Below are 15,177 nucleotides of genomic sequence, written 5' to 3' on the forward strand. Positions count from 1 at the left end.
ATTACACGGTACTAACTTACTCTCAAGAACCTGTTAGCTTCACACAAAATAACATATTGGTATCAGTTTGTGCGAAGCTAAATTGTTGTTTAACTATATCTATACTTTTACCATTTGTATAAGCGACACTTCTGCTTCACTTTCAATGCGTAGTTAGCAACCGTGTACTGCCCCACTTCTTTTTGTCTTACTGGGTCAAAGGTAAATGTTTCCATTGATACGTCCAGTGTGCCGTTACTATCTAATGAGTAAGTCGACTGAATTTTTGAACTTGCTATTTCAAACAAACTCATAAATTCGTTGCCAACTAAGTATTGGTCAATCACTATGCCATTATTTTCATCTACTGCATAATGGCCTAAAGATGCATCGATAGTTTTAAGCGTATAACTTCTCACTTGCTGTGATTTTCCTTCACCATAAGTGATGATCCAGTCAGCATTTTGCTGATCAACGTCAGCAACTTCTAATGCCATTGGAAACGTGTAAAAACTGCCTCTGGCCGGTGATATTAGTTCGCACTCCCCTTTGAAATACCCAACCCAACCATCAGGCGCAGATGCAAGGCTTGATGTGCTACCTAGTAGCAATACTGATGCAGTTAATAGAGTCATTTTGGTTTTCATAGTTTTCTCCTTGCTGTATATGCCATTACTAAAATTCACGTAAATAAAACGTGACGATAAAACTATAATTACAAAACAATTACCCATATTGCAAACAAAAACACTGTACTAAAGATTTTTAAGAGGTTACTGAGTAAATAAGGCAGCGCAAATTACATCAATTAATTCATTTACAACTGGTAGCACAGAAAGGATCAACAACAATGACATGGTGTAGTTGAAACATATAAGATATCTAGGTTTCGTCAAATGGCGTTTAAGTACAGAGCCAAATAACAACCATATTCCGACGCAAGGAAACGATACAAATAGGAAGATTAAAGCTATTGTTATCTGCTGTTCAAAAGAACTGACATTAACCGTCGTAAACGCTGCTATCGCCCCTGATGCAACAATCCATGCCTTTGCATTAATCCATTGAAATAATGCACCGTTTAGAAATGACAATGGCGTTGGTTGACTGCTGGATGAAATAGCATTGGATGAATTTGCTATCAAGTACGCTAAATAAAGCAAATAACCCACACCTAATGTTTTTATGACTAAATGCAATGAAGGAAAATAAGTAAACACCTGCATAAAACCAATACCAACTATCAGTAGCATTACCGTAAATCCAAAGCAAATACCACATAACAAAGGCATACTTCTTTTTACCCCAAAGTTAAGACCTGAAGTCATAACAAGTACGTTGTTAGGGCCTGGTGTAATTGAAGACGAAATAGCAAATAATAAAATAGCGATGAAATAGTCCATTTAATGGTTCTTACTAGTGTGCAAAAATCAACTTTGGGCGGATACCTGCTGCTGTATGTAAGCTCGATTGCGGCTGTTTGTTTTTATCCGTTCAATCATTAGTACTCGTGGTATATGAATTACAATACATTGCGAGGCGATATACACAATCCAATTTAGCTCTCGAGCCAAGGGAAAATACCCAACACCATCATTACCGAACAACCACAACATACCAATAATTGCATCAGCCACAGGGGCCAATATCAGGCCCAGCGCAATAACAAAAATATCAGGTGAAGAATACCACTTATCAAGCGCAAACAGTATTAATATTGCGCAGCAAGCTGGTAAAGCAATAAGCACACTATACAGCAACGACATACTCATGATGTACGTGCCACTGTTAAACATAACCATATTTAAATAACACGTTACAGCAACCGCAACCGTAAGAAACAAGTAAATTATAAGGCTTTTTATAGTATATAAACGAGATATCACAGGCCAAAGCGCACATATCAATAACACGTATCCCGGCGCAAAAAACCAGATAGAGTCGATTAAATAATCGTGCTTTATCACATTGCTATGTGAGTAAAACTGCTGAGCAAGGTTGAAGTTCACTACATCGCCACACACACATAGCAGTAGAGCTAAAAAGCAAAGTTTGGCCATTTTAAATTGTGGAACACTTGCTTCAACCGAGCGCATAATGAAATAAGCGTTAGCCACCAGCAATAATAAAGTAGCCGACTCTATTGCCAGTACATATACTTGGGTCTGTTGGTTTGTAACTGACCAAAGCCCTGCGATTGCAGCTACCGAATTACTCAGCGCCATTAAAAATGCAAAACCCGAGAGCACAGTGTATTTACTCAAAATATATACGTCCTTTTATATTTTTTTTAAAGTATCTGCCAAAAGGCATTGAGGTCAGCGATATTGCTTTCTGATCTTATCTATATTATCAACACTTAATGCTTTTAGCTTTTTCTCTAAATATTCTGCTTTCGCTTTAGTATGTTTTGCAACGTATCCTATAAATTGTGGCTCAACATGAACAGGCTCTTCGAAAACCAAAACTGGTAGCTGATGCTTCCTAACCACTTGTTTTGCCCAAAATCGATCAACTAATATGGCTTCGACATGCGAGCTTTTAAGTATCGCAAACAAGGCTTTGGCATCTTCATCTGACGATTCATAATAAGACACTCTAGCAATGACAGCATTAAGATTTTTTAATTTTGAGAGCAAAGAATCTGGATAATCATACTCTTGTGCAAGAATCACTCGAAAATCTTTGAGCGCTTCAATATCATGAATATTTTTAATCCCAGAGTTCACTTCTACCGCAAACGATAACTGCCATGAAGAAATTGAGTACCTAACCATGTCAAGTTCGTCAGTCTCGTCGATATCTAAAACAAAGTCGTATTTCCCTAACCGGACATAATCTTTACAGCGTTTAAACGGTAATTCAGTAAACGACAAACTCACGCCAGAGTCTTGCATCGCCATTTTTAATATATCTACTTGCATCCCTTTTGCTACCCCGTGCTCACTGTAGTTATATGGCCACCAACGAGAGAAACAAAAGTGCATAGCGTCTATGTCGTTCTCAACAACACTTTGATTGGCGGGAGTATCGAAACTCATTAGCAAAAACGCTAGCAATAGAAATAATTGCGACATAAAGGGGCTGCTTAATAATCGATCAACGCTCTCTTAATAGCGTAAACCATTGCCTGTATAGCGCAAATACAGTTTTTATATTAGCTCTTTTAGGACCAAGCAAGTAGCCACTATCAATGCAAGAAAAAGCCATAGCTTTGCATAACGCCACTTAGTTTGAGCATTGTGCAAACATTGTGTCGGGTTATCGGGGTCGATATAGATGTATGTTGCTTTTTTTGATAAAAATGAATTGTATAACGACTCTGTGTATGCCGTTTGACAGCTATATTTTTCGCCTTTAAATGTATACTCGATCAGCAAGCTTGATTCAGCAAGTAACTCTAAGGGGCCAACAGTATGTTGCTTGACTTTTGTTAGCCCCTCAACCTTTACTGGACGCCATGCTCGTTTACTTAATTTAATCTTGATAAACGCATAGCAAAATGAAACAAGCAAAACTGTCGAGATAAAAGCGATAAGCATTAACGAGTTAACCCATACACTAACGCAGCTGATAGTAAGTCACTCAGCGCCATACCAACTGATTTAAATACGGTTATTTGCTGCTCACTCCTTTGCCATTGCAATGTGTGCATTTCACTGAGCTCGGCAACAACCTGCGGTTCACTAAACACACCTTCGTTAATAGGGATTAATAGCTCTCCTGCTTCTTTTAGCACATTCTCACGACTATCAACGAAAACACTGGCTCGCGTTATTGTTGTGCTGTCACATTCTCGGGCATTTTTGTGGTGGTTTCCGATTAAATCAACATGTGTTCCGTCGCTTAACCAGTCGCCATTAAATAGCGGTTCATGTGCGCCTGTTGCACAACTGATAATATCGGCACTACTAATTGTGTGCTCATCACTCACTCCAAGCTCAAAAGCAACTTGCGGATAGAGCGCAGACAAATGCGCGCACAGTTTGCTTGCTTTATCTGAGTTGCGCGCAATGACAGTCACCTTACTAATTGGTCTTACGCTTAAATGAGCACCAATCATGTATGGGGCAAGCTTACCTGAACCGAAAAACACCAAATGGTTAGCATCTGATTTTGACAAATATTGGCTTGCCAGTGCAGATACACAGGCAGTTCGCCAAAGCGTGACACTGGTGCCATCAATTAGCGCTAAGGGCTCTCCAAATTCACGGTTAAAAAGCAAAATTTTTGAATATAAACTGTCGTAACCCTGTTCAGGGTTATGCGGAAAGTAAGTAAATGCCTTTACGCCGATATAATGCTCATTCCATGCTGGTAAAACAGCAAATGCATCATGTGTAACCGGGTTTAATTCGTATACATTTCGAGGTGGCGAACCCGATGGTTTGGCAAACCCAACGTGCAAGGCCTCTACAAGTTTGTCAAAAGACAGCGTGTTGTGAACTTGTTCTGAGCTTATAACTAGCACCATGTTGCTCCTTTTTAAGATAATACAAAAGATTTAGGGGCATGGGTTAAGCACTCATAACCCTGCTCTGTTATTAGAATATCATCCTCAATTCTTACGCCCCCAAGGCTTGGTAGATATACACCTGGTTCTATCGTTATCACATTACCGCGACATAATGTGTACTGAGTGCTCTGGTTTATAAAGGGTGCCTCATGAAGAAATAAGCCTAATCCATGGCCTAAGCCTTTACCTGCATACTCCTCATAACCATTTGAAAATAAAACTTGCTGCGATATTTCGTTCAGAGTTTGACAGCTGATACCTGCTTTAGCTTTACCAAGCGCAGCTTGCTGCGCTGCCAGCACAGTATCAAACATATGTTGTTGTTGTTTTGAAGGCTCACCGAATACATATGTCCGTGTCATATCTGAACGATAGCCATTAATTACTGCGCCAAAGTCAATCAAAATGAAATCTTGGTGCGCAAGTTTTGTGTCATCAGGTTTACCGTGAGGAAGCGCACTTCGACGACCAAATAGTAATATTGTGTCAAAGCTAACACCATCAGAACCCAGCTTTTTCATTGTGTAGTCAAGTTCTGTTGCAAGATCTCTTTCAGTAACACCTAAGCGAACTTGTTTTAACACCTCACACAGAGCCGTATCAGCAAGGGCCGCGGCTTTTTTGATGCTTTTAATTTCCCAGTCATCTTTTACCATACGCAATGCTTCAACAAGCCCCTGAACAGGGTAAAGTTCTTGTTGAGTGAGTGCACTTGCAATGTCTTGCCACATTTGAACAGTAACAAAAGCAGACTCAAAACCCGTTTTACCTGTCGCTAAAAACTGTGCAAAGCATTTTCCCAACGACTGAGCTTCTCTATCTCTACACACAACCTCACAATGATGTGACTCGAACTTTGCTCTTTCGTAGTAACGGTAATCAGTGATCAAATAGTTTTGCAACGGTGTCACAATCAGGTAAGCAGCATTACCACTAAAGCCACATAAATAGCGGATATTTTCAAAACCGAATATAATTAAATTGTCGATGCCGTGCGTATTACAGCTGTTTCGAAGTGCTTTAAGGCGAGGAGTATAAATAGAATCCATATGCGTTATGTTATTGCTTTGTAAGTTGAGCACTAACATAACGCAAAGTTAAATTGTATACAATATTAAATATCCATAAAATACTTACTTATCGCTATTTTCCATTTTCAGCAATAATTGCTTAATATCGTCTTTGGCACCTGTGATGTGTTTTTTCAAAAACTCACACGCCTTTTTAATCTCTTTGCTTTTACATAGCTCTAGCAATGTGCGGTGTTCCTCTGGCGCCGTTTTAATACCACCAGCAAGTAAAATATGCATACGTACATAGCGTTCAGAGTTTTTGCTATATACGTCGACTAACTCTGCTGTTTGAGGTCGTTGAGCTTTGCTATATAGCTTGGCGTGAAATTGCGCATTCAATTTACCAGTTGCTGATTCTGTATCGCCAGCTGCGGTAGCTTCTTCCAAATCGTATAAAATGGCTTCAGCCTCAAGCAAGTCTCTTGGTGTTAAGTTGTTAATTGAGTGGCTCAATAATTCCGCTTCTAACAACGCCCTTAAGTCAAATATTTCATCTATTTGCTCTGCGCTAAGTTGTGTTGCCGTTGCGCCTTTATGGGCTTCAAAATTAACAAGTCCCTCTGACTCTAGTTGCAACAGGGCTTCTCGAACAGGAATACGACTTACATTGAGTTCATCGGCAAGTGCTGCTTGGCGCAAAGGCTCACCGGCTTTGATTTCCCCTGATAAAATCTTTTCTCTAATTGCTTCTGCAACTAGCTGCGTGCGTGTTTTATGCTCAATCGCCATAACATTCTCTCAAATTGCATTTAGCATACATTATACATAGATAACTGATCTTCGCCATGTTTATCATGATATTGATACTACGACCTTACCTAAATTCTCATTTTGCTGCAAAATTGCATGTGCCTGCTCTATGTCTTCGATATCAAGTGATTTATAGATTGGAATGCTCATAGAATCACTAAATAGCTGTGCGCCGATGCTATTGGTTAATGCATTGACCAAATTACGTTTGTATTCGATATCTCTGTTTCTTAATGTTGAGCCATGCAGATTAAAACGTTTAGCAAGCATCAATGCCATATCAAGATTGCAGTATCGTCCGCCGAGCATAGCCAACATAATACAATGACAATCCATAGCTGCAACTTGAAGATTTTTTTGTAAGTAGTCACCGGCAATAGGGTCAATAATCACATTCGCTTTAAGACCTTGTGATTTCATTGCAGACGCAAAACATTGCTGATTGTAATTGATTACTAAGTCAGCCCCCAATTGCTTTGCATATTGGCATTTGCGTTCGCAGCTTTGGGTTGTTACGACATATGCCCCTAGCCGTTTACCTAACCGAATGGCTGCACTACCAACGCCTGATGCCCCACCATGGACCAATAGCGTTTGAGACGAACCAAGTTGACCTATTTGGACAATGGCATCAAATGCCGTGAGGTAAACCTCAGCGATACTCGCAGCAACGTCAAAATTTACTTCATCAGGTATTGCAATCAGCTGCTGTGCATCAATGCAAACATATTCTGCGTAAGCCCCGCCTTGAGTCAGGGCAAACACGCGCCGGTTAAGCCACTGCCCATACAAATGAGGGGCGCAATCAACAACCGTGCCGGCGGCTTCAAGCCCTAATATAGCACTGTCTCCGCTTGGAGCTGGGTACTTGCCTTGCTTTTGCAGTAAGTCAGCTCGATTCACCCCAAAAGCTGCAACTTTGACCAAAACCTCATGGCTTTGAGGCTCTGGTATGGTAGTCATTTTAATGCTTAGCTTGCCAGCTTCATCAAAACTGACATATCGCATTAATTTTTGCTGTCTACTTTTTCCCATATTTCCGATTCAACAAGCTTGCCGTTTTCATGCAATGTATGATGCCATAGTTGGCCTTCAATTTTGTAGCTAAACGCCATGGTTTTACCCAAAAGTGAAGGTACATTGCCATATGCAAAAGTCTCGTAAAAGTGCGTTTTGTCAATTTTGTAAGGCCCGCCACCTGCATATAAAAAATTGCCATTTTGCTGCGTAATATAACTAAAGTGGGTATCCGAAATAACCTTTACTGACGTTAGGTTTGGAGATTTGGCAGTGACGTAACCGTTGTCGGTGGCATATTTACCTTCAATAAATTGCCAAGTACCAAGCAATGGATTCGCTTGAGCATCAACTAAACAAAACAGCGAAAACGTCAAAAGTAATTTTTTATAGTGCATTAAAAAACCTCAAAATTTTATTGTTTATCGGCGTAACAGTACAGCATACAATGGCCATTAACTCACTTGATTAAAATTCAACAGTTCTTTGACTAATCTGTAATTGTTTTGCTTTTTTCCGGTCTATTTAACAAATACAGTTAATTTGTAAATTCACTATGCGCCGACTTTTTTTATTTTTGTTGCTATTTAATACGTTAGCTTGTGCCCCATTTGCCATGGAGGTTAACTATACCAATTTAGGACTACTATCCCCCGCAAAACAAGGCAAAATCGAAAACTGGGTTCAGCATGGTATTCAAAGTACTTTTAGTACACTAGGCCCCTTAAAACAGCAAACACTCCCTGTCACCCTTAAGCCTCGCTATTTTGCCTTTGAGCCAGTCCCTTGGGCGAGTGTAAAACGCGGTAAGGTTGATGGTATCGAGCTACACTTTGACCGCTACGCAAGCTTAAAAGTACTTATCAAAGATTGGAGCTTATATCACGAACTTGCTCATTTATATCACCCACTCTTTGACTATGATAATTTTTGGCTAAGTGAAGGTCTCGCAACATACCTACAAAATATAATCATGCTGGATAACGGTATTATCAATCACAAAGAGTTCATCTCTAGATTACGAGCTGGACTTGAAAGAGGCGCATTGCAAACAAGCACTATCAAAGGCCCACTTAACGTGATCAGTGAAAATATGTGGTCACTGAATGCTCAGCAACGAGTTTATTGGAGTGGCGTCGCTTTTTTTGTTGAAGCCGAGTTAGCATTAAAAGCACAGACAACGCCCTATAACTCGATTTCCAAACTCATAAATGCTTATCAACGGTGTTGTAAAAAGTCTAACCACTCTGCACGTCAATTTATACTTGAGCTTGATAAGCTATCTCGAAGCGTAATTTTTTCAAACTTATATAGTAGATATTCACAGCGCACTACCTTCCCATTAATCAACGAACAACAGTTAATCCAATTGAGGTTTTAGCAGACAAGTAAAAAATAACAACAACTTGATAATGATCTCAGTTAGTCTGTTTCTATTAAAAATAGTACATTCGATAATACACCTTATAAACTTTAAATAATGCAAGGAGAGCAATTGATAATGGCTCTTGTGTACCTTCTTCATTATCAGCTTTTAAAAGTAATCGTCACTGTACGCCCACGTTCACCTTCCTTACTTACAAACTGCCATTGGTAATGTGAAATGAGCCTTTGAGTCAACTCCAAACCTAAACCAAAGCCAAGTTCCGCGTGTAGTTCTGGTTGATAATCAATGTTTTGAATTATTATTTCTGGTCCAGTTTGAATGATAGATACGACGCCTTCATTGGTGTGGATATAAGCATTACGGATCACGTTTTGTAAGATGATTCTACATACCGTCTCTGGTAAATTCATCTGCGTTTCATCAGTTTCCAAAACAAGCTCAACCTTTTTATCAGTAATTAAGTATCCCAATTCCGATATTAACTGCGTGATAAGGTCCGATAAGCATATTTTATTAATAGAAACATGGTTGTTTACGCCCCGATTTAACCACAATAATGTTTCGGTGAGCGCCCCCATTGTCATAGCTGCACGCTCTATTCTTTCCAAGCCAATCATGTGCTTTTCTTTTGGAAAATCACCTTTGAGCATTTTTTTTAGTAGCTCTGCATTAGAGCTTACTGTCGCAATAGGGGTTCTTAATTCGTGGCTTGCATAAGCTAGAAACTTTTGTTCGCGCTCAACACTTTGTTGCACGCGCCTAACGCTCTCGTTCATCATCTGCGCTAACGAATTCAATTCACTAAACTGAAAGTCTGGTACCGGGTCATCTAAATTTGCATTTTCCAATTGTTTTGCCCAAATTTTTAAACGTTCAACTGGCATTGTTATTTTCTTTAAAACCACTATGAGAATGACTATAAAGACTAAAATAGCCCCGACTGCAGTTGCAATTATTACAACAAAGTGCGGGATCTCAGGTGAAATCATCAACATGCGATCATCCGGACTAAAGGTGCTTGCAACATAGACAGTTTGCGTGGCATTTTTCACTTTCATAACAAAGTAGCCTGCACTTGGCGGGGTAAACCATGTGCCACCTATCATATGTTTTTTTAGGGTGTTTAGTGGCATATCGTCAGCTGAAAAGTGAGAGGTAATTTTGCTCGGCAAGTCATGCCATTTAGCTGCTATCATATACTGCTGACTGGTAATTGGGATGCCATCCATAACGGTGTATTGCTGAGCTTGCGCATACATTCCCCCTCGCATGGCAACATCCATACCCGTCGCAAAATAATGCATACTCAAAGCTGATAACAAAACAATGCTACTGACACCTGTAAGTAGCATTGCAACCAATACATAAATACGAAGGCTTATGCGTATTTTCACACATCCCCCGATGACTTAATCGCGAAACCTTTAGAGGTAATGGTATGCACCAGTTTTTCGCGATGTGGTGCATCTATCTCTTTTCTAATATGAAACATATGTACTTTTAAGCTATTACTATCAGGGGGATCATCTGCCCACACCGTTTGGATAATTTTTTTTCTCGACACCACATTAGGGCTTTCTCGCATCAGTAGCTCTACAATCTTTGTCCCGATTGGAGACAAGCTGAGTAACTGGCCATCCCGATAGACTTCTTGCTGTTTAATATCCAACTCAAGGTCTTTAACCGTCAACTTTGCTACTTGACCACTTTTGCGTTTTGCTAATACTTGGGTCCGAACGATAAGTTCAGCCATCGCAAATGGCTTTACCAAATAGTCATCAGCACCCTTTTCGAATCCCATCAACTTATCTTCTAAGGTGTCTTTTGCTGTCAGCATAAGAATGGGTGTATCTATCCCTTTATGCCTAATATGCTCGCAAACTTGCAAGCCGCTCACCCTAGGCAAGTTCAAATCTAGAATAATCACATCATATATGTGGCGTTCGATAAGATTTAGCGCTAGTGCTCCATCACTTGCATGGTCGCAATAAGCATTTTCCAAGGCGAAATAATCCACCACAGTTGCGGCAAGATCGCGATCATCTTCAACTAAAAGCACGGTGAGTGTGTTACACGCCATCTCGGTACTCCTGTGGTGATACGGTTGTCACAGTTACGTTTTTTTTGTCACAAAAATAATTCAGCCTAACCCAGTTTATGCAGTTCATTATGACTTGTTTACTGTCTTGCTGTATTAATAGTAGCGCAGGCGTTAGTAATAACGTGATAAACGACGCAAACAATATCCCATAACCTAATGCCGCCGCTGCAGGTATTAAAAATTGTGCTTGTAACGAAGTCTCACTGAGCAAGGGCAATAGCCCGGCAAATGTGGTTACGGAAGTTAGTATAACGGCACGAAGTCGTGACCTCCCAGACTCTATAACCGCCTGTTTACACGTGTATTTTCCTGTCTTTATTAATTGATTGTAACGCGATACCAATAGTAAACTATCGTTAACTACTACGCCACTCAATGCCAAAATACCGTTGAGCGATAATATGCTTAGGGTTAATCCATTTAGCCAATGGCCTAAGACTGCGCCTACCACACCAAATGGAATAGCGGTCATAATGATCAATGGCTGAATATACGACTTCAACGGGATCGCTAATAATGCGTAAATTGCGAGCATCGCAAGTGCAAACATTTGCACCATTGAGTCTGACGTTTCTTGCTGTTGCTGTGCTTCACCTGCAAACTCAACGCGCACATCAGGATAAAGCTTTGCAAACTTATCTAACGTTGTATCTTTTAATTGCGCTATGAGCTCATGTGGTGAAATAGCATCCTTATCGATCACTGCACTGATAAACACCGAGCGCTTTCCTTGAACTCGAGTTATTTGAGCTCTTTGGTATTGACTGTGCACATTTGCGATACTACTTAGCGGTACCGTCACCCCCGAAGGTGTTCTTACATAAGCGGCTTTTATATCCGCAAGAGTTTTACGTTTATTTTTAGGATAGCGCACACGAACCTTGATTTCGTTTTCTCCACGTTGAAAACGCTGCACTATATCGCCACCAAAGTTATTAAGCACCTGCATAGATAGTGTTTTGGTGTCTAGGCCTAATGCACGACCTTGTTCATTGAGTTCAAAATAGTACTGAGGTTCACCTAAATCTAGATTGTGATCAATACCACTTGTTCCTTTAGCCGCCTGAACTTTCGCCAGTAAAGCCATACCAGCACTTTCTAGCTGCTGCTCATTATTGGATTTTAACTGCACTTTAAAATTATCTATCATGCCGCGCTTAGCCAGTATTTTGGTTTTTTTGACACCTTCCAAACTCCCAGCCAATACAGACCATAGTTGCGCAAGATCATTTGCTGAATACACGCTGCTTTTATTAAGTTCAAGTGTCACTGTACCCTGCGTATCGCTTTCAGCTAGTACTTGTAGGCTTGAAATGTAGGATTTATCCGCAATATTTTGATTTGCACTATATTGCTGTCTTAACTGGCTATCAGCTTGCTGAGCTAATTGCTCAAGCCGGATTAAATTATCATAGATCTGCCCAGCGCTGGCGTCGTTATACATAGTGATCTCAGCACTGACAGTATCACCGGGTACATCTGGAAAGAAAGCAACTCGAACAGCGCCGGTAAATGGCAAAGACATAACCAATACCATCACCATTAAAAAAACGCTCAATAGTTTTAAATAATGTTCGATAGCATAACGTAAGACAGGAATGTAAATTCGCTCGTTAAAATCATTTAACCACTTATCAGCTTGTGCACGAATGCTCTGCCAAAAGTTCAACTTGGTTGGTTTAAACGTGTCTAAATGCGCCAAATGAGAAGGTAAAATCAACTTGGATTCAATCAACGATAATAACAATGCTATGGCAACGATAGTGCCAAATTGCGCATACACTTGCCCCAATCGCCCTTGCACATTACTCAAAGCAACAAAAGCAACTACCGTTGTCAATACGCCAAACATAGTGGCAGCAGCTACCTTATGAGTACCTAATATAGTATTCGCCACACTGTCTCCGTTTTGTTGGCGAGTATGGTAAATGCTTTCGCCAATCACCACAGCATCATCAACCACAATACCGAGTGCCATGATAAAACCGAATGTGGTCATTTCATTCAAGCTAAGTCCGGTAAAGCTATCTGTCATGAAAAACAATGTACCGCAAAATACAAAAGGAAGGCCCATAGCCACCCAAAGCGCAACACGTAAATTCAAAAATAGCGCCAAAACTATAAATACAAGTGCAATACCGGTAAACGCATTTTTCAACAACAGCGACAAACGCTCTGTGATCAACGTACTTTTATCCAACCAACTTGTGATCATCATGCCATCTGGCATATTAGAAGCACTTTGCCATTGTTTTACAATGTTATTGGCTTGCTCAACGATGTCTACGACATCCCCATACTCATCCATAACGATTTGTATAGCCGCTGCGTTATAACCGTTATAACGGGATAGAATAAATGCATCTTCCGCCTGAGTATATTTGACCGATGCGATATCTTTAAGTGTTATAGTGCCGCCATTTGCGAAGCTTTTCACTACAATTGATTCAAATTGCTTAGTGTCGTACGCTTGCTCAGAAACTTTTAATCTGACCGTTTTGTTTTGACTATAAAGGCTTGTACCAATTGCATAGGAAGACTCTCTATTTATTGCATCTTCGATATCGTTCAGGCTTATCTCATACGCTTGTAATTTTGCTTCGTCGACCTCAACAGATATTTCCCACTGCGCTTTTCCTTTTATTTCTAAATCTTTAATTGCGCTTTTCTCTAACAGCGTATCTTTGAGGCGAACAATCCATTGTTCTAAAGTTTGCCGTTCAACATCACCATATAGCTGTAACCAAAGCACATGATCTTGACGTCTTGCCTTGGTAATAACTGCAGGTTCTGAGCGTTGAGGTAAATTATTGATGGCATCAACTTGAGATTGTATATCCTGATATAATGCATCAATATCGTAACCACTTTGCATTTCAACGCTTACATGTGTCCCTTGCGCATTAGACGTTGACGTAATTCGTTTTATACCGGCGACAGTTTGCAGTGCATTTTCGATTTTGATAGCTATTCCTTGCTCCGCCTGAATTGGCTCGCCGCTATCGAATACCACCGAAATAGAAATGGTATCGGGCTCTAAGCTTGGGAATGCTTCTTTACGCAACCCATTTAACGACAGCAATCCAACGATAATCACGCCAAAAAAGAGTAAGTTTGCGGCGACAGGGTTATTCACAAACCAAGCAATAACGCCTTGAAGTTTGTTATCACGGATCATAATAATGCACCTTCAATAGTCTGAACATGCATGCCTTCGCTGAAGTGACTAAGCGGTCTTTTTACAACTTGAATGGGTTTGTTTTTTACGGATTCGATGTAAACATAATCACCGCTTGAAAAAACGTTGCTTGCATCGTATTCATGCAATTTTCCGCTCTCATCAACTGACCATATATTTCCTTGTTGAGAGATAGCTGAAGCTGGTAACTTATAGAGTGTATCACGTGCCTCTCCTTTTATAGCGACCTTAACAAAAGTACCGCTGTACAAAGGGATTGCTTGTTGCAAAGGACTTTCTACACTAATTACAATAGAACGTAAACGCGTATCAGCATCCAAATGTCTCTCTACCCGAGCCACTTTACCTTCCCAACTTGTTGTATGATCTAATGTACTAAAGATTGAAGCCGAGTAACCCTGTTTATCGTTTAGATTTGATATAGACTGAGGTAGTTGCAGCCATTGCTCTTCAGATAACGGTACTTTAACTTCAACCGTTGAAATACTATGAAGCTGGCCAATAAGTAGACCCGGTTGTACATAACTACCTGGTTGCACAGACACCGCTACCACGACGGCATCAAAAGGCGCTTTTATTTTGGTATTGTCTAAATCTCGTTGTGCTTCTTTAACTGCCAGCTTGGCATATTCATATTCAGCCTGCGCAGCTTCCAGCTGTGGTTTTCGCAAAATTAGTGGGGTCGCTTTTTGACCACCTACCTTGTTTCTTAGCCAATCATTATAGGCGACTTCTCCTTGGCGCTGCTCTTCTTGCAAGTTAAGTAACGCTTTAGCCTCTTGGGCTTTTGCTTGTGCAAGTTTAACCAAGTAAGGGGTATCATCTATTTTTGCAAGAACGCTGCCTTTTGCTATTCTTGCACCCGAGACGAAGTTATCGTTCAATTCAACGATTTTGCCACTCACATCACTTTTAAGGCTTAACTCGAACTTCGCTTTTGCTTCGCCAAAGCCAATAATTTCTGGCGCGTAGCTAAGTCCCTCAACTTGAATTGTTTCAACTTGAGGCAGCTTACTCAAATTACTGCTAGAAAAGGCTTGAACCGAGTCGCCCGGTACACCTGAATTGTTCGCACTAGACACTTGGTTATACAGCAGCACGCTTAAAAATGCGGTGAAACTTAGCACTATAGTTAATAACTTAAATTTCATCAGT

Annotated in this window: 15 protein-coding genes; 1 reads left to right on the plus strand and 14 read right to left on the minus strand. The window is 40.3% G+C overall.

What is annotated here, in order from left to right; genetic code table 11:
- Window positions 1–107: 107 nt before the first annotated feature.
- The 10 genes from HG263_RS01650 to HG263_RS01695 form a co-directional block, all read right to left on the minus strand.
- Complete coding sequence (locus HG263_RS01650) at window positions 108–626, minus strand: hypothetical protein (protein ID WP_171624346.1); 519 nt, start codon at window positions 624–626, stop codon at window positions 108–110.
- A gap of 126 nt (window positions 627–752) precedes the next feature.
- Window positions 753–1,382 (minus strand): LysE family translocator, encoded by a 630-nt coding sequence (locus HG263_RS01655; protein WP_171624347.1) that lies wholly within the window; start codon window positions 1,380–1,382, stop codon window positions 753–755.
- A gap of 27 nt (window positions 1,383–1,409) precedes the next feature.
- Window positions 1,410–2,243 carry a hypothetical protein gene (locus tag HG263_RS01660; RefSeq protein ID WP_171624348.1) on the minus strand — a complete coding sequence of 278 codons (834 nt, stop codon included), beginning with the start codon at window positions 2,241–2,243 and terminating at the stop codon, window positions 1,410–1,412.
- 54 nt (window positions 2,244–2,297) lie between these two features.
- A complete protein-coding gene (locus HG263_RS01665; protein ID WP_171624349.1) occupies window positions 2,298–3,056 on the minus strand; it encodes a substrate-binding periplasmic protein in 759 nt (252 codons plus the stop codon).
- Window positions 3,057–3,131: 75 nt separating this feature from the next.
- Complete coding sequence (locus HG263_RS01670) at window positions 3,132–3,521, minus strand: hypothetical protein (RefSeq protein WP_171624350.1); 390 nt, start codon at window positions 3,519–3,521, stop codon at window positions 3,132–3,134.
- Window positions 3,521–4,450 carry a bifunctional Delta(1)-pyrroline-2-carboxylate/Delta(1)-piperideine-2-carboxylate reductase gene (gene lhpI, locus HG263_RS01675; RefSeq protein WP_171624895.1) on the minus strand — a complete coding sequence of 310 codons (930 nt, stop codon included), beginning with the start codon at window positions 4,448–4,450 and terminating at the stop codon, window positions 3,521–3,523. Before lhpI ends, HG263_RS01670 begins: the two co-directional genes overlap by 1 nt.
- 14 nt (window positions 4,451–4,464) lie before the next feature.
- Window positions 4,465–5,544: a M24 family metallopeptidase gene (locus HG263_RS01680; RefSeq protein WP_171624351.1), complete on the minus strand. Its 1,080-nt coding sequence runs from the start codon at window positions 5,542–5,544 to the stop codon at window positions 4,465–4,467.
- An 84-nt stretch (window positions 5,545–5,628) separates the two neighbouring features.
- The gene (locus HG263_RS01685) at window positions 5,629–6,297 is read right to left on the minus strand and encodes a GntR family transcriptional regulator (RefSeq protein WP_171624352.1); all 669 of its coding nucleotides are present in this window, start codon (window positions 6,295–6,297) and stop codon (window positions 5,629–5,631) included.
- A gap of 63 nt (window positions 6,298–6,360) precedes the next feature.
- Entirely contained in the window at window positions 6,361–7,326 is a 966-nt protein-coding gene (locus HG263_RS01690) for an NAD(P)H-quinone oxidoreductase (protein WP_171624353.1), read from the minus strand.
- Window positions 7,326–7,733, minus strand: a complete 408-nt coding sequence (locus HG263_RS01695; RefSeq protein ID WP_171624354.1) for a DUF4488 domain-containing protein — start codon at window positions 7,731–7,733, stop codon at window positions 7,326–7,328. The genes HG263_RS01690 and HG263_RS01695 overlap by 1 nt, the downstream gene beginning before the upstream one ends.
- Window positions 7,734–7,891: 158 nt before the next feature.
- Between HG263_RS01695 and HG263_RS01700 the strand changes: the two genes are divergently transcribed.
- Window positions 7,892–8,716, plus strand: coding sequence for a hypothetical protein (locus tag HG263_RS01700; RefSeq protein ID WP_171624355.1), 825 nt, complete (start codon window positions 7,892–7,894; stop codon window positions 8,714–8,716).
- A gap of 146 nt (window positions 8,717–8,862) precedes the next feature.
- Here the strand turns inward: HG263_RS01700 and HG263_RS22640 are convergent, their stop codons facing one another.
- Genes HG263_RS22640 through HG263_RS01720 form a run of 4 tightly spaced genes read right to left on the minus strand, consistent with a single transcriptional unit; the run spans window position 8,863 to window position 15,173 of the window.
- Window positions 8,863–10,116 (minus strand): histidine kinase dimerization/phospho-acceptor domain-containing protein, encoded by a 1,254-nt coding sequence (locus HG263_RS22640; RefSeq protein WP_171624356.1) that lies wholly within the window; start codon window positions 10,114–10,116, stop codon window positions 8,863–8,865.
- Complete coding sequence (locus tag HG263_RS01710) at window positions 10,113–10,802, minus strand: response regulator transcription factor (RefSeq protein ID WP_171624357.1); 690 nt, start codon at window positions 10,800–10,802, stop codon at window positions 10,113–10,115. The genes HG263_RS22640 and HG263_RS01710 overlap by 4 nt, the downstream gene beginning before the upstream one ends.
- Window positions 10,792–14,001, minus strand: coding sequence for an efflux RND transporter permease subunit (locus tag HG263_RS01715; protein WP_171624358.1), 3,210 nt, complete (start codon window positions 13,999–14,001; stop codon window positions 10,792–10,794). Before HG263_RS01715 ends, HG263_RS01710 begins: the two co-directional genes overlap by 11 nt.
- Entirely contained in the window at window positions 13,998–15,173 is a 1,176-nt protein-coding gene (locus HG263_RS01720) for an efflux RND transporter periplasmic adaptor subunit (RefSeq protein WP_171624359.1), read from the minus strand. Before HG263_RS01720 ends, HG263_RS01715 begins: the two co-directional genes overlap by 4 nt.
- Window positions 15,174–15,177 lie beyond the last annotated feature (4 nt).

The organism is Pseudoalteromonas caenipelagi (assembly GCF_013140855.1).
GTDB lineage: Bacteria > Pseudomonadota > Gammaproteobacteria > Enterobacterales > Alteromonadaceae > Pseudoalteromonas > Pseudoalteromonas caenipelagi.

Coding starts and splice junctions, on each gene's coding strand:
- HG263_RS01650 (WP_171624346.1), bottom strand. CDS start 626: ATGAAAACCAAAATGACTCTATTAACTGCATCAGTATTGCTACTAGGT.
- HG263_RS01700 (WP_171624355.1), top strand. CDS start 7,892: ATGCGCCGACTTTTTTTATTTTTGTTGCTATTTAATACGTTAGCTTGT.
- HG263_RS01680 (WP_171624351.1), bottom strand. CDS start 5,544: ATGGATTCTATTTATACTCCTCGCCTTAAAGCACTTCGAAACAGCTGT.
- HG263_RS01655 (WP_171624347.1), bottom strand. CDS start 1,382: ATGGACTATTTCATCGCTATTTTATTATTTGCTATTTCGTCTTCAATT.
- HG263_RS01710 (WP_171624357.1), bottom strand. CDS start 10,802: ATGGCGTGTAACACACTCACCGTGCTTTTAGTTGAAGATGATCGCGAT.
- HG263_RS01715 (WP_171624358.1), bottom strand. CDS start 14,001: ATGATCCGTGATAACAAACTTCAAGGCGTTATTGCTTGGTTTGTGAAT.
- HG263_RS01670 (WP_171624350.1), bottom strand. CDS start 3,521: ATGCTTATCGCTTTTATCTCGACAGTTTTGCTTGTTTCATTTTGCTAT.
- HG263_RS01720 (WP_171624359.1), bottom strand. CDS start 15,173: ATGAAATTTAAGTTATTAACTATAGTGCTAAGTTTCACCGCATTTTTA.
- HG263_RS01695 (WP_171624354.1), bottom strand. CDS start 7,733: ATGCACTATAAAAAATTACTTTTGACGTTTTCGCTGTTTTGTTTAGTT.
- HG263_RS01685 (WP_171624352.1), bottom strand. CDS start 6,297: ATGGCGATTGAGCATAAAACACGCACGCAGCTAGTTGCAGAAGCAATT.
- HG263_RS01665 (WP_171624349.1), bottom strand. CDS start 3,056: ATGTCGCAATTATTTCTATTGCTAGCGTTTTTGCTAATGAGTTTCGAT.
- HG263_RS01690 (WP_171624353.1), bottom strand. CDS start 7,326: ATGCGATATGTCAGTTTTGATGAAGCTGGCAAGCTAAGCATTAAAATG.